This window comes from Psychroserpens citreus (genome assembly GCF_055686305.1).
This window is the reverse complement of record NZ_CM145999.1, coordinates 1,575,626-1,600,867: the sequence shown is the minus strand read 5'-3', so window position 1 is coordinate 1,600,867 and position 25,242 is coordinate 1,575,626. Positions and strand designations below refer to the sequence as shown.

The window sequence follows — 25,242 nt, the reverse complement described above, 5'->3', positions numbered from 1 at the left end:
TATACTTTTATATATAAAAAAAGCACCCAAAATTGGGTGCTTTTTTTATATAGTTATCATGGTATATCTACCAAATTCTAACACGATCTTCAGGAGCTAACCACATCCCATCTCCTTCTTTAATATCAAATGCTTCATAAAATGCATCAATATTTTTTAAAGGTTGAGTTGCTCTTACTTTTCCAGGTGAATGTGTATCGGTTTTCACTAACCTTCTTAAAGCATCTTCTCTAGTTAATGTTCTCCATACAGTAGCCCATGACATAAAGAAACGTTGCTCTGCTGTATACCCATCAATATCATCAGGTCGTCCTTGTTCTTTAAATAACAATTGTAAACCATCGTATGCACCAAGTACACCACCTAAATCTCCAATGTTTTCTCCTAATGTAAATTTACCGTTGATATGTAAACTATCTAAAACTTCGATTGCACTGTATTGTTCAGCTAAAGCATTACCTCGTTTTGTAAACTCTTCAAGATCTTGTTCTGTCCACCAATTTTTTAAATTTCCATCGGCATCAAAACGTGACCCAGAATCATCAAAAGCATGAGAAATTTCGTGACCAATAACTGCACCAATACCACCATAATTTACAGCATCATCAGCTGTGTAATTGTAAAAAGGTGGCTGTAAAATTGCTGCTGGAAATACAATTTCATTATTAATTGGGTTAAAATAAGCGTTTACCATTTGTGGTGGCATTCCCCATTCTTTTTTATCGATAGGCTCATTAATATCGGCTAAATTATCTTCATTTGCCCAATGCCCAACAGCCAACATATTTTCGGCATAGCTATTTCCTTCTTTAACCATAAGATCTGAATAATCTTTCCACTCATCTGGATAGGCAATCTTAACTGTAAATTTATCGAGTTTTTCAATAGCTTTTGCTTTAGTTTCATCTGTCATCCAATCTAACTTCTGAATTCTATGCTGAAAGGCTGTAATCACATTAGCAATCATTTTTTCAGCTTTTTCCTTAGCTTCAGGCGGGAATTTTGCTTCTACATATAATTGACCAATAGCTTCACCTACGGTTCCCGTAACAGTACCTAATGCACGTTCTTCAGCTGGACGTTGCTTTTTTGCTCCACTAAGCTCTTTAGCATAAAAATCCCAATTTGCTTTTTCTATATCAGTAGTTAACCAGCCTGCTGCATTATTAATTGTACTCCAATCCATTAAAGTTTTTAAGTCCTCTATTGAAGTGTTCTTTAAGAAATCACTAAGTGCAGACATATACTTTGGCTGCCCAACAAGTACAGTATCAAACTTCTTTTTAATGCCCATATCTGCAATCATCTTCTTCCAATCTATAGCTGGACATAGTTCTTGCAATTGAGAAATTGATCTAGGGTTATTATAATTTCTAGCATCTCTAGCTGAAACTTTATCTAATCTCGGTTCTACTAATTCCGTTTCCATTTCCACAATACGGTCTGCGGCAGCATCAGCATCTGCTTTACTATACTCAATAAACTGAAGCATTCTAGAAACATGCGCCTTGTATTTTTTTCTTATATCTTTTGAACGATCATCTTGATCTAAATAATATTCTCGTTGTAAACCTGTTCCACCAGCTCCAACCCAAGCGGTATTCATACTACTGTCATTTAAATCTGGACCAGCGCCAATACCAGCAAAAGGCGCAGCAAGACCGATAACTTTAGCATATTGCGTTTGCAAATCTTCTAGGTTTTTTATCCCGTCTATTTTTTCTAAAATAGGTCTTAAGGGCTCGATACCTGCTTCATTACGAGCAATAGTATCTAATTCAGAATCAAAAATTAAAAGGGCTTTTTTCTGGTCTGTACCTTCTTCATAATTCCCTAATTCTTTAGAGGTTTTCAAAATCTCTAATACATCATTTCTTGTAGATTTACGTAATACTCCAAACCCTCCCCATCGTGTTTCTTCATCAGGAATTGTTGTTGTTTTTACCCAATTTCCATTTACGAAATTGTAAAAATCATCTTTAGGACTTACTTCTGTGTCCATTAATTCAAGGTTAATTCCTGGAATTTTCTCAACTGCAGCAATCTCTTCTTTGGGCTCTTCTTTACATCCTATAAATGCAAAAACCACCAATAAAGAAACCACCAAAATACTCTTGATATTGGTTTTCATAGTGTTTATTAAAATTAATTTGATTTAAAATTAGTTATTAGTTAGAAGCTTGAACAAAGATTTTGTTACATATTAACAAAACATTAAGATATTTAACATAAGTCCAAAACCTTTATTCTGGTTTTAAAACATTGTTTTTTTCAAATTCAAACTTTTTATTGATTTGCAAATTTAGGTGAGATACAGTAATTAGAAACTCTTTGATTGCTTGCAACTTCTCTTCTTTTGACACATTATTAATCGTTAATAAACTATGTAATCTTTGTGTTTTTGTATCAAGCGCTGTAATTCTAGCTAATATCTCGTTGGTTTTGAGTTGCTCAGGCATTAGCTGTCTAAGCTCGGTTAAAAATGTTTTTAGTAACAAACGATCTCCTATAAAGAAATTGAGATCTGCTTTTTTTAAAAGCGCTATTTGAGTGCTTAATTCTTGAAAATTTTGCCAATCTGATACCGCGTTTTGACCATCAGAACTTAACTCAAACTCGGTATACTTCAATGCTTCGATATCACTTTGATAGATGGTTCTTGCATCTATTTGCTCTTGAGTTTCTTTAACAACTTCAGAAACTTTATCCCCTTTACAGTTTGTCAATAACAGACAAAAGCACAGGCAGAAAATAGGAATAAGGCGCATAATATATTAAGAATAATTTGTGGTAAATATAGACAATGCCAATAAATTTGATAGACAATTAACAAAAATTAATACCTAGTTATTTTTATACTTTTATGTTTTTTGTCCTCTATATTCTTGTTATTTTTGAACAACGATTAATTGCACATATATGGCTAAAGTTTTAATTATTGGTGCTGGAGGACAAATTGGGTCAGAGCTTACTTTTAAACTAAAAGACATTCACGGTTCCAATAATGTGGTAGCAACAGATATCAACTTCAACAATTTAGATGTAGTCAATTCTGGGATTTTTGAAATCGTAGATGCCCAAAACTATAATTCTATCCGAACATGTGTAGAAAAGCATAATATTGATACTATTTATTTAATGGCAGCTATGTTAAGTGCTACTGGAGAAAAATATCCAATGAAAGCTTGGGATTTAAACATGAACTCCCTTTTCCATGTACTTAATCTAGCTAAAGATGGGTTTATTAAGCATATATTTTGGCCATCGAGTATTGCTGTTTTTGGCCCAACAACTCCAGCAACAGACACACCGCAACATACAATAATGGAGCCTACAACGGTTTACGGTATCACAAAACAAGTTGGCGAACGTTGGTGTGAGTACTATCATAAGAAATATAATGTCGATGTTCGGAGTATTCGATATCCGGGAATCATAAGCTGGAAAACAATGCCAGGAGGCGGTACAACAGATTACGCGGTAGAAATCTACCATAAAGCAATTCTAGAAGAGCACTATGATTGTTTTTTATCAGAAAACACTAAACTTCCAATGATGTTTATGGATGATGCTATTAATGCGACTATCAATATCATGCAAGCCAATTCCGAAGACATTAAAATTAGATCCTCTTATAACTTAGCAGCCATAAGCTTCACTCCTTCTGAAATTTATAAAGCGATAAAACAGCATATTCCAGATTTTGAGATATCATACAACCCAGATTTTAGACAAACTATTGCAGATAGTTGGCCTAAATCCATAGATGACACTTCAGCAAGAGAAGATTGGAATTGGAGTCATGAATTTGATTTAGAAAAAATGACTTCCGAAATGATTGCTCAGTTACGAAACAAATACCAAGATTCAAATTCAATTTCCCAAATCTAAAATTTAATTCTTAATTTTTATTTGCTTATAACTTCCTTAAGTAACAATCTTAACACAAAACTATGTTATATTAACCTTAATTGATTTCAAAAATACATTTAAGGTTAATATAAGCTATTTATACGGTAATTCTGAATAGAATATAAAAATCAAATGTTCTAAATTTGTGTGTGACAAATGGTATGAAACGAAGAAAACCTATCTTAGAAAAGATAAATCCAAATTTTGGAAGTTCTGTTTTTGTAAAAAAAAGCACTTCCAAAACTAATGACAGTTACCCATATTGGCATTTTCATCCTGAAATAGAATTAGTTTACGTTAATAAAGGCAAAGGGAAACGCCATATTGGCAACCATTTATCATATTTTAATAATAGTCAATTAATTTTACTAGGATCCAACTTACCACATAACGGATTTACTGATCGACTCACACAATATGGCTCTGAAGTTTTAGTACAATTTAAGCCCGATTTTTTAGGAATATCTTTTTTTGATATTCCAGAAATGGCAAAAATTAATGCCCTTTTTGAACGTGCCAAAAACGGAATTCTTTTCAAACCCGAAACCAAACAACGTGTTGGAAAAAAAATACAGAAATTAAATGAAGTTGAAGGGTTTGAACGCATTATACTTCTCTTAAAAATACTATACAGGCTTGCAGAAGCTAAAGATTATGAAATTTTAAATGCAGACGGATTTGTTTTTGAAACCGAACTACAGGATAGTGCAAAAATCGATATTATATACCAACACATTAATTCTAATTTTCAAGATCGTATCTCCTTAAATGAAATTGCAGAAAAAGTAAGTATGACAGTACCCGCTTTTTGTAGGTACTTCAAAAAAGCTACAGGGAAGACATTTACCAAAATAGTTAATGAATATCGAATTGTTCATGCTACCAAACTATTATCAGAAAGTCAAATGAGTATTACAAATATAGCTTTTGAATGCGGGTTCAATAATTTTTCACATTTCAACAAGCTCTTTAAAGAGTTCACAGGTAAAAGTGCCTCAAAATATAGAGGAGAACTTAAATTAATGGTTAAATAAAATATATTAAAAATGAATAATAAAATAGAAACAACATTAGAATACTATCATAAAAAAGAAGAACAGATACTAAACATCATTAATTCGAACAATAATTTAACTGCCGATGATATTATTCATTACGGTGAAGAGATGTCTATACTTATCTATAAAATTACTGCTTTAGAGATTGCAAAAGAAAATTAAACGTTTTAGAAGACGAAAAACACTTCGCTTTTTTCTTACAAAATCAAAACATTATAGTATTTTCACAACTTAATTTTAACATTCAAACTCAAATTTTATGAAACTTAAACTATTTTCTATTTTCTCATTAATTGCAATCTTAATGAGTTCTTGTGGAGATGACTCAACCACTGATGATTTTATGGATGGTAATCCAGATGCTGTAGCACGTTTAATTACTAGCATTTCAGTAGTATCTGCTCAAGATGCAAGTGAAAACTCAACACTTACAATTAATTACGATGGAGACAATCGTGTGACAAGTATAACAGATGGAGAAGATAGTGCCATCTTAGCCTATGAAAATGATGACTTAGCAAATATTGCTAGTGATGGTGAAAATTTTGCAATAGAAGAACTTTATGAATCTCCTTATGATGCTTTTGAAACTGGTGAAGTGATCAATTATAATACTGATAATAATCCTGTTGACTTAAGGTTTTTTGAAACTGAATATGATTGGGATACCAATATGGATGTAACTGTTGAATACAGAGCTGAAATTCAATACGATAATAAACCTAATCCATATTTCTATACTATTCAAGCTGCTGGTGGAATTGAAATTATGGATAATGTTGAATTAAATTTTAGCGCTAACCCTAGTGCTCCTGAAATCGTTCAAGCTAGACTATTATTCCCTTCAAAAAATATCAAAAAAATTATCTATAAAGAACTTGACGGTACTATTATAGCTGATGTTGTCGCTGATTTTGTATATAACTCTGATGATTATCCAACTTCTGGAACTATTACCGTTACAAATTATGATGTTGGTGAGGAAGAAGGAGAAGAAGAAGATGAAGTAAATATCTATTCAATAACATATACATATATGGCAAATAACTAGACTTCCTGTAAATTTAAACTTCTTAAATAAAAGGTTCGTTAATCACTAATGAACCTTTTATTTTTCTCCATCCCACTCTTGATAAAACTGATCTAAAAAGTCTTCCATAAACTTATGGCGTTTTTCAGCTATTCTACGCCCTGTTCTTGTATTCATTCTATCTTTAAGCAATAACAGCTTCTCATAAAAATGATTGATTGTTGGTGCTGTAGAGGCTTTGTATTCCTCTTTGGTCATGTTTAAGTTTGGCTTGATAGAGGGATCAAATAATTTATGATTTTTAAAGCCACCATAATTAAACGTTCTGGCAATACCAATTGCACCAAGCGCATCCAAACGATCTGCATCCTGAATAACATCTAATTCTTTAGATCGAAACTTTTGTGCTTCATTACCACCTTTGAACGAAATATTTTCTATAATCTTAACCACATGCTCTATAACCGTAGAATCGACATTAATTCCAAATAAGAATGCTCTAGCTTTTTGTGGTCCTACGGTCTCATCTCCATCGTTAAATTTACTATCGGCAATGTCATGTAATAGTGCTCCAAGTGCTACTATTAGCTCATCTACATCTTCATGTTTTGAAATTAGCAATGCGTTGTTGTAGACTCTTAAAGTATGAAACCAATCGTGACCACCTTCAGCGTTTTCTAATGTGGTTTTAACGAAAACTTTGGTATTATGGATAATATCTTTCGACATACGAAATTTGTTTAAATGTGATTACTTTTAGAATGCAAAAAAAATGTTAGATAAGTACCTGTTTTCTTCGCTCCATTCCATTTCTAAAGTTATAATAGATTTAAAACCCAAAATCTTAGGATTTAAAGGTTTATATCAATAGCTGTAATAATAGTTTGCTCTATGTCTGTAACCAAGGAGTCTTTATCACTAAAAGCTGCAACTTCCAAAGGTTGATGTACTGTAAATTTGATATGATTTCCTATTCCCATCGGAAATTTTCCGTAGCGTAACATTTTCCAAGAGTTGTTAATAGTTATCGGAACAATCCATGCTGAAGGAGTCTCTTTCATCAAAATTTGAAGTCCTCTATTTTTAAATGCACGAGGTGAACCATCTTTACTTCTTGTGCCTTCAGGAAAAATAACACCTGCACGCTTATTCTGTTCAAGGTATTGTCCAAATTCCATCATAGCTGGCAAGGCTTGTTTTGGGTTTTTACGGTCAATCAAAACCGACCCTCCATAGCGTAAATTGTAAGACACACTTGGAATTCCTTTCCCTAATTCTTTTTTGGCTACAAACTTCACATGATGTTTTCGCATATACCACATAATGGGTGAAATATCATACATGCTTTGATGATTAGACACAATTAATAAAGGTTGATTTTTAGGTATCTCAAATTGAGAATTCCAAGTAAATCGGGTTCCTAAAATATTGAGACAACGCATTAAACAAAACTGAAGTGCATCGACGCTTTTTTTATGTGCTTGATACCCAAAAACATTAAAACAAAACCACTGAATGGGATGAAAAAACAACAAGGTCATTCCAAAAACAATAAAATATATAACCGTTAAAGGGTAAGCTAAAAGTTTTCTCATAGCGCAAAAATAACAAACTAATCAAAATCAGATTCAATTATTTCAATTTCATAAACGCCAACCTGAGGATGAGAAGTAAAAGTCCAATTTGATAATACATTTAGGTAATTAAAATCAACCTGACTTTCTTCAATCGTTATAGAAATACTATCAATTCTTCTTAATTGATTTAAGCTGTCTATCTCTAATGGATTTACGGGACAATCTTTACTGCAATTACCTCCATTTCTTATAAATACTGTAGCTTTTCTATTAGGCAAAATGACAAACTCATCTTCTATTTCCATAAATGAACCCTCATTCAATAAAAACGTTTGAACCTTAATATCGTTAGCAGTAGTATTAATTACATCAAAGTCATAACCAAAATAATAGTCACAAGACACCAATAAAAGGGTAAAGAAAAAGGTAAACAACTTAGTATATTTCATTAGATAACTTTTAACTTAGATGTACTATTTGTTAAATGGTTGCGTCTCACAAAAAAACCACGAATTTTTCGTGGTTTTAAAATATTTAATTTATGTTTTTTATCTAACAGTGATCGTTATAAGCATCCATAAGGTTTTCTGCTATCAATTCTGCTGGACGACCTTCAATATGATGACGCTCTAACATGTGCACTAATTCACCATCTTTAAATAAAGCCATACTTGGAGAACTTGGTGGAAACGGAACCATATGTGCTCTTGCAGCATCTACTGCTTCCCTATCAACACCAGCAAACACTGTTACGATATGATCTGGACGTTTTGCGTTTTGTAAACTTTGTCTCGCTCCAGGACGAGCATTTGCTGCTGCACAACCACAAACCGAATTCACAACTACAAGAGTTGTACCTTCTTTTGCTAATGCAGCTTCAACAGCTTCTGCTGTTTGTAATTCTTCGAAACCGACGTTGGTTAAATCCTCACGCATTGGTTTTACTAATTCTGCTGGATACATATATTTTTATGTTTTAAGATTAATATTTAGACTGCAAAGATACGCAAAATTAGCAGCTCATTTACAGGAATCGGTAAGCAGTTTAAATGGCACCATTTAAGTTTTCTATAACGAAAGCAAACGACTGTAATTTTCTTTTTATCTCTTTTTCAGTAACAAAGTCTATACCAATTCTACTAACAAATAGTATATTTGAACTAAACATTTAAATCGTAGACATACATGAGTTTTGCAAAATGGGTTGGAGGTGCTTTAGGTTGGTCATTTGGCGGCCCAATAGGTGCTATTATTGGTCTTGCTATTGGTAGTTTAATTGATGGTGCTTCGGAAGGGAGCGGCTTTTTATTGGGTGAAGGAAACACACAACAACGTCGTCGTACACAGCAATCGTCTAGAACAAGATCACGTACAAGAACGCGAACGCGACCTCAAACACATTCTGGTGATTTTGAAGTAAGTCTATTAATTTTAGCATCTGTTGTGATTAAGGCCGATGGCAAACAGGATCAAAACGAATTAGATTATGTGCGTCAACAATTTGTATCTATGTATGGAAAAGACAGAGCAAATCATGCCTTTAGACTTTTCAAAAACATAAGTAAGCAAAGCATCCCTACACGAAAAGTATGTCTGCAAATTAGAGAAATGATGGACCATTCATCACGATTACAATTACTACATTTCCTCTTCGGAATTGCTAAAGCAGATGGTATGGTTACCGATGATGAAGTGTCTCAAATCTATATGATTTCTGGATATTTAGGCATTAGTACACGTGACTACGGAAGTATAAAAGCCATGTTCTATAATAGTAGTGACAATGCCTATAAAATTCTTGAAATTACCAAAGAGGCTACTGATGAAGAAGTTAAGAAAGCTTATAGAAAGATGGCAAAAAAATACCATCCAGATAAGGTCGTACATTTAGGTAAAGAGCATCAAAAAGGTGCTGAAGAAAAATTTAGACAGGTACAAAAAGCTTATGAACAATTGCAAAAGGAACGCGGATTTTAATCTTTACGTTTTATATCACGTTCTTCCATTCGTTTTTCAACCGATTTAAAATACCGTTGTTCTTTGTATTTTCTGTAAATGAATACGGTAACCACAATAAGGCCTAGAATCATAATTCCGCCTTTACCTGTTAAATAGTCTAAGAGTTCCATACGATGAGATTGAGGTCATTATAGTCGGAGTTAAAGATAAAACTTTCATTGAGATGATATATCTTAGATCACAGAGAACGATATGCTATGGATAAAGATCAAATAAAAATTACTATTTTAGAAGAGATTTCAAAAACTGAAATAGCCATTGAACACTATAAAGAACTCACCAAACCCATTTCGCCAAATGATGCAATTGGCCGTGTAAGTAGAATGGATGCCATCAATAATAAAAGTGTTAATGAAGCCTCTTTACGGCAAGCTGAAATAAAACTCACAAATCTAAATCGTGTATTATCCAAAATTGTTGACGATGATTTTGGCATCTGTTTAAGATGCAAACAAACCATTCCTGTAGGACGTATACTCATTAGGCCCGAAAGTCTACTTTGTGTTAACTGTGCGAAGTAGTACTATTTGGTATCATTATTGCAAGTTTTATTTAATAATTTTAGGAGACCTTTTCGTCTTTTGACCATTAATAAGTAAAACAGTGTATGAGTGATCAAGACATTTTAGTACTTTTTAAAAGTGGTCAGCGTGATAAAGCGTTTAAAAAACTTTATCGCCTCTACCCTCGCATTGAGAAATTGATTCTCTCTAAAGGCGGAAATAAATCCGATGCCAGCGATGTGTTTCAAGAGGCACTTATCATCTTAAATCGTAACCTCGAAACTTCAAATTTTAAACTCACCTCTTCGTTTTACACCTACTTATATTCGGTATCTCGATTTGTGTGGTCAGACCAACAAAAAAGTTTGAACAAACAACAATTAAAAACTCTGAACGCTCAAGAAATTGAAGTGTTTCAAGACGTAATAGAAGAACAAAAATACCAACTCGCCGAACATGCTTTTCTAGAAATTGGAAAACGATGTCAACAACTTTTACAACTGTTTTATCACAAAGCCATGTCTTTTCATGAGATAGCAAAAGTGATGCAATTTAAATCTTCAAAAATTGCAAAAAACCAGAAGTACAAGTGTTTGCAAAAAGCAAAAGACATCTATCAAACCAAATTTAAATCGGTACAATCTTAAATCAGAAAAAGCATGAAAAGTCATACTCAACATATAGAACTCATAAACAATTACCTCAACAATCTTCTGCCTGAGGCATCTAAAATAGATTTTGAATCTAAACTTCAACAGGATACCGAATTCAAAACCATTTATGAGGAGCATCTTATTTTTTTAGGAGGTTTAAATCGTATTGCTGTTAAGAATGATATTCACAAAGCGAAGCAATCTTATATTACAGAAAAGTGGGTAAAAATCTCTGGTATCACTATCATTGTTATTGGAGCCTTACTCATGCTATACACTTTGTTGATTGATACTCCTGAAATAGAACCAATTTCAATAGACGAACCTCAAAGCTCTATTCTGTCAGATAGACCATTAGAAGACAAACAAATGTCAAAAATTGATAGTGATACGCTAGACATAAATTCAGATTCTACAGCATCTCAATTAGAAGTGATTCATACCACTACAAGACACAAATTAAAATTTGGAGAAACTTTAAACACAAAAATTGAATTAAAAAAACCTGCACAAGTTTATGACATCAACACCTCTAAAGACACTGTAATTCGCTGTCAAGAAGGAACGATTATAAAAATAAAAGCAGGTTCGTTTGCACATCCCATCTCAGCCCAAACTATTACAGGTGATATAAACATTAATGTTTCAGAATACTTCAAACTATCAGACATTCTCTTAGCAAATTTATCTACCGTATCGCATGGCAAACTTTTGGAAACTGGAGGTATGTTATATATTGAAGCTAAGCAGGGTGAAATTGACCTTAAAATAAAAGACGATTCCCCAATCGATATCCTGTTTCCGACACAACGCAAAAAAACAAACATGCAATTATTTTCTGGACGATGGGACGACAATAATATCAATTGGACACTTCAAAATGACCTTTTGGGAGAGATTGAAACCATTGAAGCCTCAGATGAAATTATTGAAGAGACTATTGATGTCCCATTTAATTCAGTGGAGCAAGCACCCACATTTCCAGGTTGTGAATTTAAAGATAATGACACTAGAAAAGCGTGCACTACTGATGCCATTTCTAAATTTATAAACCGAAATTTTAATACAAATGTAAGTATCGGATTGGGATTAACAGGAATACAACGCATCCATTGCATTTTTAAGATTGATATTGAAGGTAATATTGCGTTTATACAGACTAGAGCTCAACATCCTAGATTGAGTCGAGAAGCTGATCGTGTGATTAATATGCTCCCAAAAATGATACCAGGAATGCAACGTGGTAAACGAGTGAATGTACCCTATTCCTTACCAATCACATTTAGAATTGAAGGTGACCAAAATGTAACAAATAGAACTTCGATGACTCAAGACATAGACAGTATAATTGTTCCTAGTAATTCGAGATTTAGCGCAAATAATTCAAGAAATTCTATAATAATGGATACTATCTATAGGAATACAAGAGGTATTCAAGAGACCATTAAAGAAATTATGCATGACAAGGATTTTGTTGTCGACTCCAAATTTCTAGAACAATGGCAACTATTTAAAAAACAACGGCTTATCAGAGAAATCAATTTAACCACTAGACCAAATTACATTGAAACCGCTGTGATTTTAAGAAAGCCATTATTTGAAATGGAAGGTACACGATTTAAAATTCTTAAGGATGATTCTATTTCTCGTGGCGGACATATCATTAGAATCCCTTGGGATGAGACTCAAATCCCTTCGAGAAGCGTGATGAAACTTGTTCCTAAACAAACCTTTTCTGCTGGTAACGCCTCTGTTACGGCTGAAGAGTTTGAATCAAGACTAAGTGATGAAACTGATTCTAGTATCACTTCAAAAGACCTTAATTATTATGTGCTTAAATCTTCAAATTTGGGATGGATAAATTGCGATCGATTCATCAATTCTAGAGCTAAAAAAATAAAATACAAGCTTAAAATTAAAAACGCAGAAGACACGACAGTAAGTATGGTTTTTAAATCCTCGAATTCAGTCTTACCTAGTTGGAAAAATAATGACTATTATGATTTTCAAACCGTTTCAGAACATCGAGATGTAATTTTAGTGGCCATAAAAAGAGATCATGGAAAGCTTTATATAGATACTATTGAAACGAAAACTGAAGAAGACCCTCAAATAAATTTTGAGTTTAAAGAGGTGACCGTTCAAGAACTTAAAACTATATTAGAACAATTAAATGATACCTTTGAATAATATGAAATATATACTCCTCTTAATATTTACTTTGAATTCAATCGTCTCAAATGCACAAGATGTTGCAGGTGTCTATCAACTAAAATCTGATTCTGATAGTTTTAGTTTACTAAGAAAGTTAACATTACGCACAGATGGAACTTTTGAGTTTTATAATTATCGATTTGATGAAAATGGCATTCCTAAAGAAGCTAGAACTTATGGCAAAGGCACATGGACTATAGATAAAAAGGTAATTACGTTTAGAACATCGGCTTTAGATTTAGATAAAAAATACACTCTTAATTTTAATAATTCAAAAGCGCGATTTAATACGAAATCTCCGCGAGATAAAACAAACCGTGTAATTGCAGACTTTATTGTATTTTATGATACCGATGTGTTAATTGCGAGAAGACTAAAGCTATTTAAGTCTTCTACTTTATGAAAATTAGGGCTTTTAGAACCTCTTCTTTTTACACTTCGACTGCCCTCAGTTTCACATTCAGAATAATTGATTTATCTAGCCTCTAAATAAGAAGAAATCATCTTTCATATCTTCAATCTGAGCATCTTCATTAGTAATAATATAATCAATGGCTTTTGTTGTAAATTCATCACCTTTTGTGGTTAACGACACAATATTATTATTAATAAGAATCATATTGTTTTTTAGGGCTAATTCTAAAACTGTTTTAGATCGTACTTTTTGCCAATTGATGTGTTCATTTAAGTGATTGACATGACGTTCCCGTTCTTCATCATGATTTTTTAAATGCAGCAAAAAAGTTAATAATGACACTTCAGTACGTTGTTGTTTTTCTCTATACAAAACAGCAATAATGCCTTTACTAGGTGCAAATAAATACACCATTAAAAACAAGAGTCCTAGCATCGTGGTTATAGAACCTGCGATAGATGCGTCTAACCAATGTGCAAACCAATAGCCCGAAATCGCACTTAAGACACCAAATGCGACTGACAATAGCAACATTTTCTTTAAATCTTTGGTTAATAAATAGGCTGTTGCTGCCGGAGCAATCATCAATGCTACAACGAGGATGGCTCCTACTGCATCAAAGGCGCCAACAGTTGTAATTGAAGACATAGTCATTAATCCATAATGAATAATTGCAGGAGAAAACCCCAGTGAAGCCGCTAATCCTTTATCAAATGTACTCAGCTTTAATTCTTTAAAAAATGCTATCAAAAGACCAATGGTGAGGATGAGAATTCCACCAATAATCCATAAAGATTTCGGCCCTACATCAATTCCAGAAATTAAGAGTCGGTCAAATGGTGCTAACGCTAATTCTCCAACCAATACTGCATCTATATCGAGATGGACATCATTAGCTTTTTTAGCAATCATTAATACACCAATGCTAAACAGTACAGGAAAAACGAGCCCAATGGCTGTATCTTCTTTAACTAAGCCTGTTTTTTGAATATATTCTACCAACACTACAGTAATCACACCTGTTAATGCAGCTAGTAAAATAAGTAATGGAGAATTTAAATCTTGGGTAATAAAAAACCCAATTACAATTCCTGGTAATATTGAATGACTAATAGCATCACTAATCATTGCCATTTTCCGAAGTACCAAAAATGTCCCAGGAATAGCACATGCAATAGCGACCAAACTCGCAATCAACTGTATTTCAATTTGCGCGCTATTCATCTTCTTCGGTTAATTGATTATATAAATTAAGTGCAGATTGAAATCCTTCATTAGTTAAACTCCATGTTGATCCTTGAAGCGTGACGTAGTTTTTTTCAACCAGTTTCTTAAGAGTCCCTTTAGTATACCCTTGGAAGTTATTTAAGATTTTAATTTCGTGCGGATGCGAAATATCATCGTGAGTAATGGCAATATCATACATAAATGACAGTGTCTTATGTAATTGTAAATCACGACGATTCTTAATGAATCGAATTTGTTTAAATAGTAATCCACGACTCGGAGAAAACACAAAAGATACAAAAACGAAAACCGCAGCAACTAGAACGATTACTGGCCCAGTAGATAAATTATTTTGACTAGCACTAATAGCTGTTCCGAATACTCCAGAGAATGCACCAAATAGCGCAGCTAAAAAAACCATAGTCGCTAAACTGTTTGTCCATTGTCGTGCCGCAGCCGCTGGTGCTAATAACATTGCACTCATAAGCACTACACCTACGGTTTGTAAACCTAAAACAATAGCTAATACAATAAAACTCGTGATGAGTATGTCTATGGTTTTTGTATTAAACCCTAAAGTTTTAGCGTAGTCTTTATCAAAGAGTAAAATTTTAAATTCTTTCCAAAATAAGAGTAATACAAAAAGGCAAATTCCAGTGACAATAGCCATCATCCAAACATCACTTTCAACGAGTGTTGCTGCTTGTCCGAATAAATACTTATCTAATCCAGCTTGATTAGCATTTGGTTGCTTCTGAATAAAAGTAAGTAATAGCATTCCGAATCCAAAAAAGAGTGATAAAATGAGTCCAAGAGCCGTATCTGATTTTAAATGGGTTTTTGTGATAATTCCTCTAATCCAAAACGTACCTATTAAACCGCTTATCAAAGCACCTAACAATAAGATATTACTATCTTTTGCTCCTAATATTAGAAAAGCAATAGCAATTCCCGGTAAAGCAGCATGTGAAATAGCATCACCCAAAAGACTTTGTTTTCGGAGAACAGCAAAACTTCCTAACATCCCAGTAACTGCTCCAAGAATTGCAGTTCCTAGCGTGATGGTTCTTAGGGTGTAGTCTGAAAAAACTAACGAAAAGTACTCCTGAATATCCATTATTCTTGTATACTCACTTTATAATTAATGCCGTATGTTTTTGTTAAATTATCATCGTTGAAAATATCCTTAACTGGACCTGTGGCAATTTTCTTGACATTTAAAAACGTAACCCAATCAAAATATTCAGGAACGGTTTGCAAGTCATGATGCACAACAATTACTGTTTTTCCAGCTTTTCGAAGTTCCTTCAAAATATTTATAATGGCAATTTCTGTTGTAGCATCGACACCCTGAAAAGGTTCATCCATAAAATATATTGAAGCATCTTGCACTAGAGCTCTTGCTAAAAAAATACGCTGTTGTTGACCACCAGACAACTGACTAATCTGACGATTTTTAAACGGTAACATCCCTACCTTTTCTAGCGCTTCTAAAGCTGCTTTCTTTTGTTTCTGTCTTGGTCGTTTTATCCATCCCAGACTACCATAAGTCCCCATCATAACCACATCTAAAGCTGTCGTTGGAAAATCCCAATCTACACTTCCTTTTTGAGGAACATAAGCCACTAAGGAGCGTTGTTTTTCGTATGATTTTCCGTAAATAGATACACTACCAGCAATAGGTTTTAAAATTCCTAGAATAGATTTAATAAGTGTAGATTTTCCTGCACCATTTGGACCAACGATAGCCATTAAAACGCCTTCTGGGATTTCTAAATCAATATCCCAAAGTACAGGTTTATAGTTATAAGCTACAGTTAAATCATCTACTTGTACTGCTATCTTGTTACTCATTATTTCAATGCATTTACAATAGTATTCACATTATATTCAAACATCCCAATATAAGTTCCTTCAGGTGTTCCAGCATTACCTAAGGCATCAGAGTATAAAGTTCCTCCAATTTCCACCTCATGCCCTTTAGATTTCACCGCAGCTTGTAAGGCTTCTATGGTACGTTTTGGAACCGAACTCTCAACAAAAATCGCTTTGATGTCTTTTTTAATAATAAAATCAGAAAGCTTTTGAACATCTTGAACACCTGCTTCGGTGGCAGTAGATAACCCTTGTAATCCAACAACTTCAAAGTCATACGCTTTTCCGAAGTAATTAAAAGCATCGTGCGCTGTAACCAATATTCTTTGCTCTTTTGGAAGTGTTTCGATAATAGAGCTTAAGGTGTTTTGAAGTTGGTCTAATTTGGATAAATAAACTGTTTCATTGGCTTTAAATTTGTCAGCATTTTCAGGGTTCTTTTCTGAAAGTACCGAAGTTACTTTTGCTGCAAACTGTTTAAAATAAAAAATATCAAACCAAACATGAGGATCATAATTAGATGCAAAATAATCTGAGCCAATCAAAGTGTTTTTATCTAACTCTTCTCCTAAAGCAATTGGTGTTTTAGTTGTACTTCCCATTTTTTCGAATACCTCAACAAGCTTTCCTTCGAGATGTAATCCGTTATAAAAAATCACATTGGCCTCTACCAATTTAGTCACGTCACCTTCGCTGGCTTTATATAGATGTGGATCCACACCACTTCCCATTAAACCTTGTACATTAATATAGTCTCCGCCAATATTTTTAACGAGATCTGTAATCATAGTTGTTGTGGTGACAACATTCAATTTACCATTAGACTTACTCTCATTTTTGCAACTGAAACATACTACGATTAATACTGCTACTATATATTTTTTCATTCTTGTTTTTATTTTTAAAGTTTACGGTGAGCTGGAATTCTAAAACTTGCTCCTAATCCAATTAAAATATCTTGACCTTTAGTAATACTAGTCCCAACATACGTGTCTAATTGTAAGTCGTTAGACACCAAATATGTAAATCCGGCATCCCAATAATGATTAGCCGAACTATCTTCAGGTAAATCTCCATAAAGTTCAGCATACATCCCTAGTTTATCTGTTATACTATAACCATAAGCCACAGTATAAATGGCTGCTGCCTCAGGAGAATCGTCTCCCCATTGTGCGCCAATGTTATAGCCAATACTTGATTTTTCGCTTAATGTATGAGATAAGGAAAACCTAAAATCGACACCTGTAGTTTCAGGACGATAATCCTGAGAAGCACTAAATACAGGAAACACATGGCCAATTAAAGCTATTTCGGGCATTCCATTTTTTTCTTCGGTAATATCAATTTTAACACCTAACAATAATGGGGACAACCCACTAGTAACATTATCCAACGAGTTCCCATTCACTTTTGTACGACCTTCTACAAAATCCCATCCTAATCTCAATTCCATATTGTCAAGAATCCCATAGCGAATAAGTGTCGTGTTATAGGTATACGTTTGAGATTGAATCGAATTATCCTCAAAGGATTCATATAAACCACCTGTTTCTATTTGGAGTACACCTTTACCAACTGTTGAAGAGGCTTCTGTGGCATCAGGCCGATCGGTGACCAATGCATCATAAACAATTTCAATGCATTCAATAATTTCTCCATCAGTATTGTCTTCTGGAGACAACTTTTCTTGGGCATGCACATTAGATACAATACAAATTAGAATCAGCAATAAAAAGACCTTTCGACTACGCTCAAGGTGATATAATGCATATTTAGTTTTCATCAACATAAATAATTTTAGTAAAACCTTCATTCAAAACAATCGTATTAGATCCAATAGTAATTTGGGTCATTTTATTATTAATAAACTGTTTTGAAACAGTTAGTGTATTTCTATATTTAATTTGGTTTTGCGCACAAAAATCGAAAAACTCTTTATCATCACTCATCAACCTTGAAATGGTATAGGTCACACCTTCTTTAGCTTCTGCAAGTGAAATAGAAGTGTCTTCCGTTGTAATTTCTCCTTGAGCATTTGGAATGGGATCCCCATGCGGATCGAACTTAGGATTCCCTAAATAGGCGCTTATTTTTTCAGCAAGTAAATCGGAAGTTTGATGCTCTAGTAATTCGGCTTCTCGATGAATTTCGTGTAAAGACATATCAAACATTTTAAATAAAAACGCCTCCCAAAGTCGATGTTTCCTAATGACACTTAGTGCCATTTTAGCTCCCTTTTCAGTCAACTGAAGTTCTTGGTACTTTTCATAATTCAGCAAATTTTTTGCGGCTAATTTCTTAGCCATGTCTGTTGCTGCTGCATTTGAAATACCCAATTTTTTGGCAATATTTCCAGGCTTTGTATCTTTTATATCATGTTGATTATTGTTGTAAATGGCTTTTACAAAATTCTCTATAGCTACAGACATTTTTTAACCGCTTTAAATTATTTTTAAGTATACTTAAATATTTTACAAATGTAACTAAAAAATTAATGTTAGGACAGCTTTTTTATAATTAGTAACTTCACATCATCTTAAAATCTATAAGTCTATGTCTCGATTTTGTTTCCTTCTTTTTATTCTCATTGGTTTCCAACATCTTAGTGCACAATCTGAAAAATTACCATTTCAAGCTTTGGATGTTTTTAATTTGGAGTGGGCTTCAGACCCACAAATATCACCAGATGGAACTCAAATTGTATATAAGAGAAATGGTTTTGACATTATGAAAGATCGTTCTAAAGGTAATCTTTGGATTATTAATTCTGATGGTTCGTCTCATCGAAAATTAACCTCAAGAGAGGTCAATGAATCTAATGCTAGATGGTCACCATCTGGTGATCGAATTGCCTTTGTAAGTTCTACTGATGAAGGCTCAGAACTATTTATGTATTGGACAAAAACTGGACAAATTGCAAAATTATCACAGCTCCAAAAATCGCCTAGCAATATTACATGGTCTCCTGATGGGACATCTTTAGCATTTACAATGTTTGTGCCTCAAAAGCCTCCCATTATTGCAAAGATGCCTTCTAAACCAAAAGGTGCTGATTGGGGAAAACCTGTACGTGTTACAGATCGTTTAAAGCACGAAGCCGATGGCAAAGGATATATGGAACCTGGATTCACTCATATTTTCATAATACCTGCTGAAGGTGGCTCAGCGCGCCAAATAACAACCGATGATTATAATCACAACAGTAGCCTGTCGTTCTCGCCAGATGGAACACATATCTATTTTTCAGCAAATAGAGTTGAGGATTGGGAATATCAATTTAGAAATAGTGAAGTATACAAAGTACACCTTAAGACTAAAGTCATTACTGCATTAACATCTCAAAGCGGACCTGACTATGCTCCTATGGTTTCGCCAAATGGAAAAACCATTGCCTTTCTTGGGTATGCAGATAAGGTTCAAGCACATCAAAATACACTCTTGCATCTTATGAATTCTAATGGGAGTGATCGCAAAATCATTTCATCAAATTTAGACAAAAGTGTATCAAATATCTCATGGGACAAAGATGGTAAAGGGCTCTATTTCACTTATGATGATAAAGGGAATTCTAAAATAGCTTATATTACAACTTCAGGAAATATCACAAAACTTGCAGATAATTTAGGAGGCACAACTCTTGGACGCCCTTATGCTTCTGGCTCATATTCTGTGTCTAATAATGGAATCATTGCGTTTACTCAAACGCGACCAGAGTATCCTGCAGATTTAGCTGTTATTCAGAATAAAAAAGCACCTAAACTAATTACGCGTTTAAACACTGATGTTTTAGATCATCGTCAATTAGGTACTACCGAAGAAGTATGGTATAAATCATCTTTTGACGGACGTGATATTCAAGGTTGGATTGTAAAGCCCCCGTTTTATGATGCATCAAAATCCTATCCTTTATTAGTTGAAAATCATGGCGGTCCTATTTTAAACTATGGTGATCGTTTTACAGCAGAAATTCAATTGTATGCTGCAGATGGTTATGTGGTGTTTTATCCAAATCCAAGGGGAAGCACTAGTTATGGTGAAGAATTTGGCAACTTATTGTACAACAATTATCCAGGCCAAGATTATAATGATGTCATGGATGGTGTTGATTATTTAGTCAATAAAGGTATCGCAGATAATGACAAACTGTTTGTCACCGGAGGAAGCGCTGGAGGTATTATGACCGCTTGGATGATTGGAAAAAACAATCGCTTTAAAGCTGCTGTAGTAGCTAAACCAGTTATGAATTGGATTAGTAAAACTTTGGTTGCCGACAACTATTTTGGTTATGCTAATTCTAGATATCCAGGGCAGCCATGGGAAAACTTTGAGACTTACTGGAAGTTCTCTCCAATTTCTTTAGTTGGGAATATTGAGACTCCAACAATGGTTATGGTTGGAATGAATGATTTACGAACACCTCCAAGTGAAGCTAAACAATTATATCATGCATTGAAACTACGTAAAATCGAAACCGTTTTGGTTGAAATTCCTGATGCTTCGCATGGCATAGCGAGTAAACCAAGTAATTTAATTACTAAAGTTGCGCATACTTTGGCATGGATAAATAAATTTAATAATTAAGTCCTTAGTCCAATGAAGCTTATTACAAAATTTCTTTTTTTAGTTTGTATTAGTCTAATATTTATAGGTTGTGATAAGTTCAAACCCACCAAACAAAGTAGCGACTCCTTTAAAAGAGTTTTTAATAGTGTACACTGGAACAATGCCAAACCTTATAAAAAAAGCATAAAGAATACTTGTTCAATAGATTTACTTTCAATGGCCTTAGATAGTTTACCAAAACAGTTCTATGTGGATAGTGGTTCACATGCAGAACTTCATGGTTATTTATCTGATATAAATGCAGCTTTTGACAATCTTGTAAAGGCTAATGATTTAGAAAGTAAGCTAGCAGAAGATACAGGATTGATTAAAATAAGTGCAAAGGACAAAGTACTAAATGCTTGGAGCGGAGCAAAAAATAGTCGTGATTTTATAAAACGTGTCAAAACACGCCGAGATGGAAAACCTGTAGATTGGGAGTTTAAAGAAAAAGCATTGGATAATGAGCTCCTTAATCTCTATAATGAAATTGAATCGACCTTTACAGTTACAGGAACATATACAACCATTAATAATTGCCGAGTAATTATCAATCAAGCTATTAGTATCAAAAAAATAACACCAACAAAAGTGACGCTGATTCCTTTTTGTGCTATGTTTTTTGAATGTAAGTGCACGGCAAAAAGCACAAAAAAAGATTTAAAAAAAGGGCAAATTGTATTTAGTACAGTTGTAGAAGCAACATTTCATAATACCCCGTTAGATTTTAACTCCATGATCTTTAAAGCCAAAGGAGAACCTGTGTATAACATTTATGAGGCAAATTGTTGCAGTATCAATACCGAAAAGAAGAAGCAATAATAATCTTAATCATTAACAACCGCAGCCATCATTACCACAAGCTTTAATAGATTTCGCTTTTTTCTTTGAAAGCACACCAAACTTATATAATAAAAACCACACTGCTAAGGCAACAGAAGTAAAAGCTAATATATTTTGAATGATATTGTTCATAAACGCTTTGTCGGTAATTATATCAAAATATTACTTTAAAAATTGATACGCTATTAAAGCTGCAAGATACGCAATTATCGTCATGCTAGCTAATTGAAGCATTGGCCACTTCCAAGAATTGGTCTCGCGTTTTACAATAGCTAATGTACTCATACATTGCATGGCAAATGCATAAAATAGTAACAATGAAATTCCGGAAGCCAATGTAAATACCTTTTCGCCATTACTATGTACTTCGGCTGCCATTTTATTTTTGATGGTGTCTTCATCCTCATCATCGCCAGCACTTCCTACACTGTAAATAGTTGCTAATGTTCCTACAAAGACTTCACGAGCAGCAAACGATGTTATTAACCCAATGCCAATCTTCCAATCATAACCTAAGGGTTTAATAACTGGCTCTATAGCTTTACCAATAATACCTATGTAACTATGTTCTAATTTATGAGCAGCAATTTTATCTTCTAAATCAACTTCAGTAAGTGATACATTTTCATTTTTCACTATGGTTTCAGCATTATTAAATTGCTCACCTGGACCATAAGAGGCTAGAAACCAAAGCACAATTGAAATAGCTAAAATAATTTTACCAGCTTCTAATACAAAGGTTTTGGTTTTTTCAATAACGGTCAATGCCACATTTTTAAACAACGGTATTTTATAGCTCGGCATTTCAATAACAAAATAAGACTTACTCTTAATTTTTAATATTTTATTTAGAATGTATGCTGAAAAAATTGCCGTTAAAAACCCAAGAATATAGAGAGCCATTAATGTTAATGCTTTGAAGCTTAATCCTAGAAAGCTTCCCTCAGGAATGACAAGACCTATAATAATTACATAAACTGGTAATCGCGCAGAGCAGGTTGTAAAAGGTGTTACTAAAATAGTTATTAAACGTTCTTTCCAGCTTTCAATATTTCGTGCTGCCATAACAGCTGGAATAGCACAAGCGTTTCCAGAAATTAAGGGCACTACACTTTTTCCACTAAGTCCAAAACGCTTCATGATATTGTCCATTAGAAAAACAACACGACTCATGTAACCACTTTCTTCTAATAAAGCAATAAATAGAAAGAGGAAGGCAATTGGAGGAATAAATACCATAATTCCACCTATTCCTGCGATTATTCCTTCGGCTAATAAATTGGTAAATGCACCTTCTGGCAAAGTACCTTTAACCCAATCTGCTAAAGACGCAAAACTCTCATCTATAAAATCTGTAGGATATGTTGCCCAATCATAAACGGCTTGAAACATGAGCAAAAGAATCACGAAGAAAATGACATAACCCAAAATTTTATGCGTTAATATTCTATCGAGTTGAATACGTAAATCTTTAGCCGATTTCAGATCAATCGTCTGACCTTTTTTAAGCGTATTATTAATAAACTGATACCGTTTTACTGTTTCTTTTTGCTGAAGTCGCTTGAGATCTGCACTACTCTTTGTTTTAAAACTATTGATGGCATCAACTTCATTTCGGTCTATTTTTCCAAAGTTTACATCTTGTGTAATCACCAACCAAAGTTTATATAATAATTGATTTGGAAAAGCTTTCTGAAGTTTATCAAAATATGCTCTGTCGATTTCAGAAGCATTTAAACAAGGTGTAATGGATAACTCTTTATAATTAGCAATTAATGATTTGAGCTGATCTACGCCTTTGTTTTTTCTTGTACTAATAAGCGCGATTTTGGTGTTGAGTTCTTGCTCTAAATATGGAATATCTAACTGAATACCTTTATACTCCATTCGATCAGCCATGTTAATGACTAATATCGTTGGAATTTCTAAATCTTTAATTTGGGTATATAATAGTAAATTTCGTTTTAGGTTTTCAACATCACTAACCACCACAGCAACATCTGGAAAATCTTTATCATTTTTATTGAGTAGTAATTCTATCACTACATTTTCGTCTAGTGAAGAAGCATTGAGGCTATAAGTTCCCGGCAAATCAATTATATGTGCTTTAACACCTCTAGGCAACTTACAAATACCCTCTTTTTTATCAACCGTAATCCCTGGATAGTTTCCCACTTTTTGATTTAATCCAGTAAGCGCATTAAACACTGAGGTTTTTCCTGTATTCGGATTTCCGATGAGTGCAACATTAATCTGTTTAGGCATTTGAAATCTCGATTAAAATGTGAATGGCAGTTTCTTTTCTAATGGCAAGATGGGTTCCATTAATATTTAAATACATGGGGTCAGCAAAAGGCGCTGTTTGTAACAACTCCACCGAATTGCCTGGTAAACAACCCATTTCCAATAGTTTTAAAGGTATATGGTTGGATGACACATCTATTATGATGGCTTCCTGACCTCGTTTTATATCTGCTAAAGTGACCTTCAAGCTTATTTAGATTGATTTTAAAGAAGCAAAAATAGGTGAAAAATTCAGTGTAAAAAAATAGTTCTTGTAAAACTATTGATATTCCTTTTTTAAGCGCTTAATGTCTTGAAGTAATGAATCTACTGATGTTGGGCTAACCCCATTATATAAGCCTCTAATTTGCTTGTCTTTATCTATAAGTGCAAAGTTTTCTGTGTGTACCATTCCATAGGCTTCAGAGTCATCATCTTTAACCACTAAATATGATTTTCTTGCCAAATCATATATATGTTTTCTATCGCCAGTGACTAAATTCCACTTCGTATCATCAACTCCTTTTTCAAGCGCATAACGTTTTAATTGTGCTACAGAATCAATCTCTGGAGTGACCGAATGCGATAATAGCAATACCTCATCATCATTTAAAATTTCCTCTTGTACACGAAGCATCTGATCGGTCATAATAGGGCATATCGTTTGGCAGGTTGTGAAAAAGAAATCGGCTACATATATTTTATTATCATAATCTTTTTGTGTAATGGTATCCCCATTTTGATTAATCAATTTAAAGTTAGCAATAGTGTGATACTTTCGTTTATGTTGTATGGTACTATCAACTAACGAAACATCTATTCTATCGGGTTGATAAATAGGTAATGGCTTTTCAACATCTAGAATAGAATATATAATTGAAATTATAATTGCTGAAACCAATAATAGGGCGATGAAGAACATTTTAAATTGCTTAATATAGGCTAGCATCTTCTGATTTTTAAGGTGTTATTCTCAGATTCGAGTGCAAAAATACGACAGAATAGCAACAAATTGACTACTTTTAACATGC

The 25,242-nt window shown here is 33.6% G+C and carries 28 protein-coding genes; 11 read left to right on the top strand and 17 right to left on the bottom strand.

Annotated features, from left to right (window positions below; genetic code table 11):
- Nucleotides 1-67: 67 nt before the first annotated feature.
- A complete protein-coding gene (locus ACTU6T_RS07160) occupies nt 68-2,131 on the bottom strand; it encodes a M13 family metallopeptidase (RefSeq protein ID WP_460220555.1) in 2,064 nt (687 codons plus the stop codon).
- 112 nt (nt 2,132-2,243) lie between these two features.
- Entirely contained in the window at nt 2,244-2,726 is a 483-nt protein-coding gene (locus ACTU6T_RS07155) for a hypothetical protein (RefSeq protein WP_460220554.1), read from the bottom strand.
- Nucleotides 2,727-2,919: 193 nt separating this feature from the next.
- Here ACTU6T_RS07155 and ACTU6T_RS07150 point away from each other — a divergent pair, with 193 nt between their 5' ends.
- The 4 genes from ACTU6T_RS07150 to ACTU6T_RS07135 all read left to right on the top strand — a co-directional run bounded on the left by ACTU6T_RS07150 (nt 2,920) and on the right by ACTU6T_RS07135 (nt 6,021).
- Nucleotides 2,920-3,891, top strand: a complete 972-nt coding sequence (locus tag ACTU6T_RS07150; RefSeq protein WP_460220553.1) for an NAD-dependent epimerase/dehydratase family protein — start codon at nt 2,920-2,922, stop codon at nt 3,889-3,891.
- A 182-nt stretch (nt 3,892-4,073) separates the two neighbouring features.
- Entirely contained in the window at nt 4,074-4,946 is an 873-nt protein-coding gene (locus ACTU6T_RS07145; RefSeq protein ID WP_460220552.1) for an AraC family transcriptional regulator, read from the top strand.
- 12 nt (nt 4,947-4,958) lie between these two features.
- Complete coding sequence (locus ACTU6T_RS07140) at nt 4,959-5,132, top strand: hypothetical protein (protein ID WP_460220551.1); 174 nt, start codon at nt 4,959-4,961, stop codon at nt 5,130-5,132.
- 97 nt (nt 5,133-5,229) lie between these two features.
- Complete coding sequence (locus tag ACTU6T_RS07135; protein ID WP_460220550.1) at nt 5,230-6,021, top strand: hypothetical protein; 792 nt, start codon at nt 5,230-5,232, stop codon at nt 6,019-6,021.
- 57 nt (nt 6,022-6,078) lie between these two features.
- On the opposite strand, the gene ACTU6T_RS07130 is transcribed toward ACTU6T_RS07135, so the two are convergent.
- The 4 genes from ACTU6T_RS07130 to ACTU6T_RS07115 form a co-directional block, all read right to left on the bottom strand.
- Nucleotides 6,079-6,729, bottom strand: a complete 651-nt coding sequence (locus tag ACTU6T_RS07130) for an HD domain-containing protein (RefSeq protein WP_460220549.1) — start codon at nt 6,727-6,729, stop codon at nt 6,079-6,081.
- Between the two features lie 122 nt (nt 6,730-6,851).
- On the bottom strand, nt 6,852-7,595 hold the full coding sequence (locus ACTU6T_RS07125) for a lysophospholipid acyltransferase family protein (protein ID WP_460220548.1): 744 nt from the start codon (nt 7,593-7,595) through the stop codon (nt 6,852-6,854).
- A 17-nt stretch (nt 7,596-7,612) separates the two neighbouring features.
- Nucleotides 7,613-8,026, bottom strand: a complete 414-nt coding sequence (locus ACTU6T_RS07120; RefSeq protein WP_460220547.1) for a hypothetical protein — start codon at nt 8,024-8,026, stop codon at nt 7,613-7,615.
- A gap of 103 nt (nt 8,027-8,129) precedes the next feature.
- Nucleotides 8,130-8,540, bottom strand: a complete 411-nt coding sequence (locus tag ACTU6T_RS07115) for a BrxA/BrxB family bacilliredoxin (protein WP_204344360.1) — start codon at nt 8,538-8,540, stop codon at nt 8,130-8,132.
- 222 nt (nt 8,541-8,762) lie between these two features.
- Here ACTU6T_RS07115 and ACTU6T_RS07110 point away from each other — a divergent pair, with 222 nt between their 5' ends.
- Nucleotides 8,763-9,554 carry a DnaJ domain-containing protein gene (locus ACTU6T_RS07110; protein WP_460220546.1) on the top strand — a complete coding sequence of 264 codons (792 nt, stop codon included), beginning with the start codon at nt 8,763-8,765 and terminating at the stop codon, nt 9,552-9,554.
- Here ACTU6T_RS07110 and ACTU6T_RS07105 read toward each other — a convergent pair.
- Nucleotides 9,551-9,706, bottom strand: coding sequence for a hypothetical protein (locus ACTU6T_RS07105; RefSeq protein WP_460220545.1), 156 nt, complete (start codon nt 9,704-9,706; stop codon nt 9,551-9,553). The two genes, ACTU6T_RS07110 and ACTU6T_RS07105, sit on opposite strands and share 4 nt — an antisense overlap.
- 87 nt (nt 9,707-9,793) lie before the next feature.
- Between ACTU6T_RS07105 and ACTU6T_RS07100 the strand changes: the two genes are divergently transcribed.
- The 4 genes from ACTU6T_RS07100 to ACTU6T_RS07085 all read left to right on the top strand — a co-directional run bounded on the left by ACTU6T_RS07100 (nt 9,794) and on the right by ACTU6T_RS07085 (nt 13,369).
- A complete protein-coding gene (locus ACTU6T_RS07100; protein ID WP_460220544.1) occupies nt 9,794-10,117 on the top strand; it encodes a TraR/DksA family transcriptional regulator in 324 nt (107 codons plus the stop codon).
- A gap of 86 nt (nt 10,118-10,203) precedes the next feature.
- Nucleotides 10,204-10,746 carry an RNA polymerase sigma factor gene (locus ACTU6T_RS07095; RefSeq protein WP_460220543.1) on the top strand — a complete coding sequence of 181 codons (543 nt, stop codon included), beginning with the start codon at nt 10,204-10,206 and terminating at the stop codon, nt 10,744-10,746.
- Nucleotides 10,747-10,758: 12 nt separating this feature from the next.
- Nucleotides 10,759-12,942, top strand: a complete 2,184-nt coding sequence (locus ACTU6T_RS07090; protein ID WP_460220542.1) for an energy transducer TonB — start codon at nt 10,759-10,761, stop codon at nt 12,940-12,942.
- Nucleotide 12,943: 1 nt separating this feature from the next.
- The gene (locus ACTU6T_RS07085) at nt 12,944-13,369 is read left to right on the top strand and encodes a hypothetical protein (protein WP_460220541.1); all 426 of its coding nucleotides are present in this window, start codon (nt 12,944-12,946) and stop codon (nt 13,367-13,369) included.
- A gap of 75 nt (nt 13,370-13,444) precedes the next feature.
- On the opposite strand, the gene ACTU6T_RS07080 is transcribed toward ACTU6T_RS07085, so the two are convergent.
- From ACTU6T_RS07080 to ACTU6T_RS07055, 6 genes are read right to left on the bottom strand one after another with little or no spacing between them, the layout of a single operon-like run.
- Nucleotides 13,445-14,605, bottom strand: coding sequence for a metal ABC transporter permease (locus ACTU6T_RS07080; RefSeq protein WP_460220540.1), 1,161 nt, complete (start codon nt 14,603-14,605; stop codon nt 13,445-13,447).
- The gene (locus ACTU6T_RS07075; RefSeq protein ID WP_460220539.1) at nt 14,598-15,725 is read right to left on the bottom strand and encodes a metal ABC transporter permease; all 1,128 of its coding nucleotides are present in this window, start codon (nt 15,723-15,725) and stop codon (nt 14,598-14,600) included. The genes ACTU6T_RS07080 and ACTU6T_RS07075 overlap by 8 nt, the downstream gene beginning before the upstream one ends.
- Nucleotides 15,725-16,462 carry a metal ABC transporter ATP-binding protein gene (locus ACTU6T_RS07070; protein ID WP_460220538.1) on the bottom strand — a complete coding sequence of 246 codons (738 nt, stop codon included), beginning with the start codon at nt 16,460-16,462 and terminating at the stop codon, nt 15,725-15,727. The genes ACTU6T_RS07075 and ACTU6T_RS07070 overlap by 1 nt, the downstream gene beginning before the upstream one ends.
- The gene (locus tag ACTU6T_RS07065) at nt 16,462-17,370 is read right to left on the bottom strand and encodes a metal ABC transporter solute-binding protein, Zn/Mn family (protein ID WP_460220537.1); all 909 of its coding nucleotides are present in this window, start codon (nt 17,368-17,370) and stop codon (nt 16,462-16,464) included. Before ACTU6T_RS07065 ends, ACTU6T_RS07070 begins: the two co-directional genes overlap by 1 nt.
- 14 nt (nt 17,371-17,384) lie before the next feature.
- A complete protein-coding gene (locus tag ACTU6T_RS07060; protein WP_460220536.1) occupies nt 17,385-18,266 on the bottom strand; it encodes a transporter in 882 nt (293 codons plus the stop codon).
- Nucleotides 18,256-18,912, bottom strand: coding sequence for a metal-dependent transcriptional regulator (locus ACTU6T_RS07055; RefSeq protein ID WP_460220535.1), 657 nt, complete (start codon nt 18,910-18,912; stop codon nt 18,256-18,258). Before ACTU6T_RS07055 ends, ACTU6T_RS07060 begins: the two co-directional genes overlap by 11 nt.
- 124 nt (nt 18,913-19,036) lie before the next feature.
- Here ACTU6T_RS07055 and ACTU6T_RS07050 point away from each other — a divergent pair, with 124 nt between their 5' ends.
- Nucleotides 19,037-21,064: an alpha/beta hydrolase family protein gene (locus tag ACTU6T_RS07050; RefSeq protein WP_460220534.1), complete on the top strand. Its 2,028-nt coding sequence runs from the start codon at nt 19,037-19,039 to the stop codon at nt 21,062-21,064.
- A gap of 12 nt (nt 21,065-21,076) precedes the next feature.
- Complete coding sequence (locus ACTU6T_RS07045) at nt 21,077-21,907, top strand: hypothetical protein (RefSeq protein WP_460220533.1); 831 nt, start codon at nt 21,077-21,079, stop codon at nt 21,905-21,907.
- Between the two features lie 12 nt (nt 21,908-21,919).
- On the opposite strand, the gene ACTU6T_RS07040 is transcribed toward ACTU6T_RS07045, so the two are convergent.
- The 4 genes from ACTU6T_RS07040 to ACTU6T_RS07025 all read right to left on the bottom strand — a co-directional run bounded on the left by ACTU6T_RS07040 (nt 21,920) and on the right by ACTU6T_RS07025 (nt 25,160).
- Entirely contained in the window at nt 21,920-22,060 is a 141-nt protein-coding gene (locus ACTU6T_RS07040) for a FeoB-associated Cys-rich membrane protein (RefSeq protein ID WP_460220532.1), read from the bottom strand.
- Nucleotides 22,061-22,090: 30 nt separating this feature from the next.
- Nucleotides 22,091-24,193 (bottom strand): ferrous iron transport protein B, encoded by a 2,103-nt coding sequence (gene feoB / locus ACTU6T_RS07035; RefSeq protein ID WP_460220531.1) that lies wholly within the window; start codon nt 24,191-24,193, stop codon nt 22,091-22,093.
- Nucleotides 24,186-24,419 carry a FeoA family protein gene (locus ACTU6T_RS07030; RefSeq protein ID WP_460220530.1) on the bottom strand — a complete coding sequence of 78 codons (234 nt, stop codon included), beginning with the start codon at nt 24,417-24,419 and terminating at the stop codon, nt 24,186-24,188. The genes feoB and ACTU6T_RS07030 overlap by 8 nt, the downstream gene beginning before the upstream one ends.
- A 72-nt stretch (nt 24,420-24,491) precedes the next feature.
- On the bottom strand, nt 24,492-25,160 hold the full coding sequence (locus ACTU6T_RS07025; RefSeq protein ID WP_460220529.1) for an SCO family protein: 669 nt from the start codon (nt 25,158-25,160) through the stop codon (nt 24,492-24,494).
- Between the last annotated feature and the right edge of the window lie 82 nt (nt 25,161-25,242).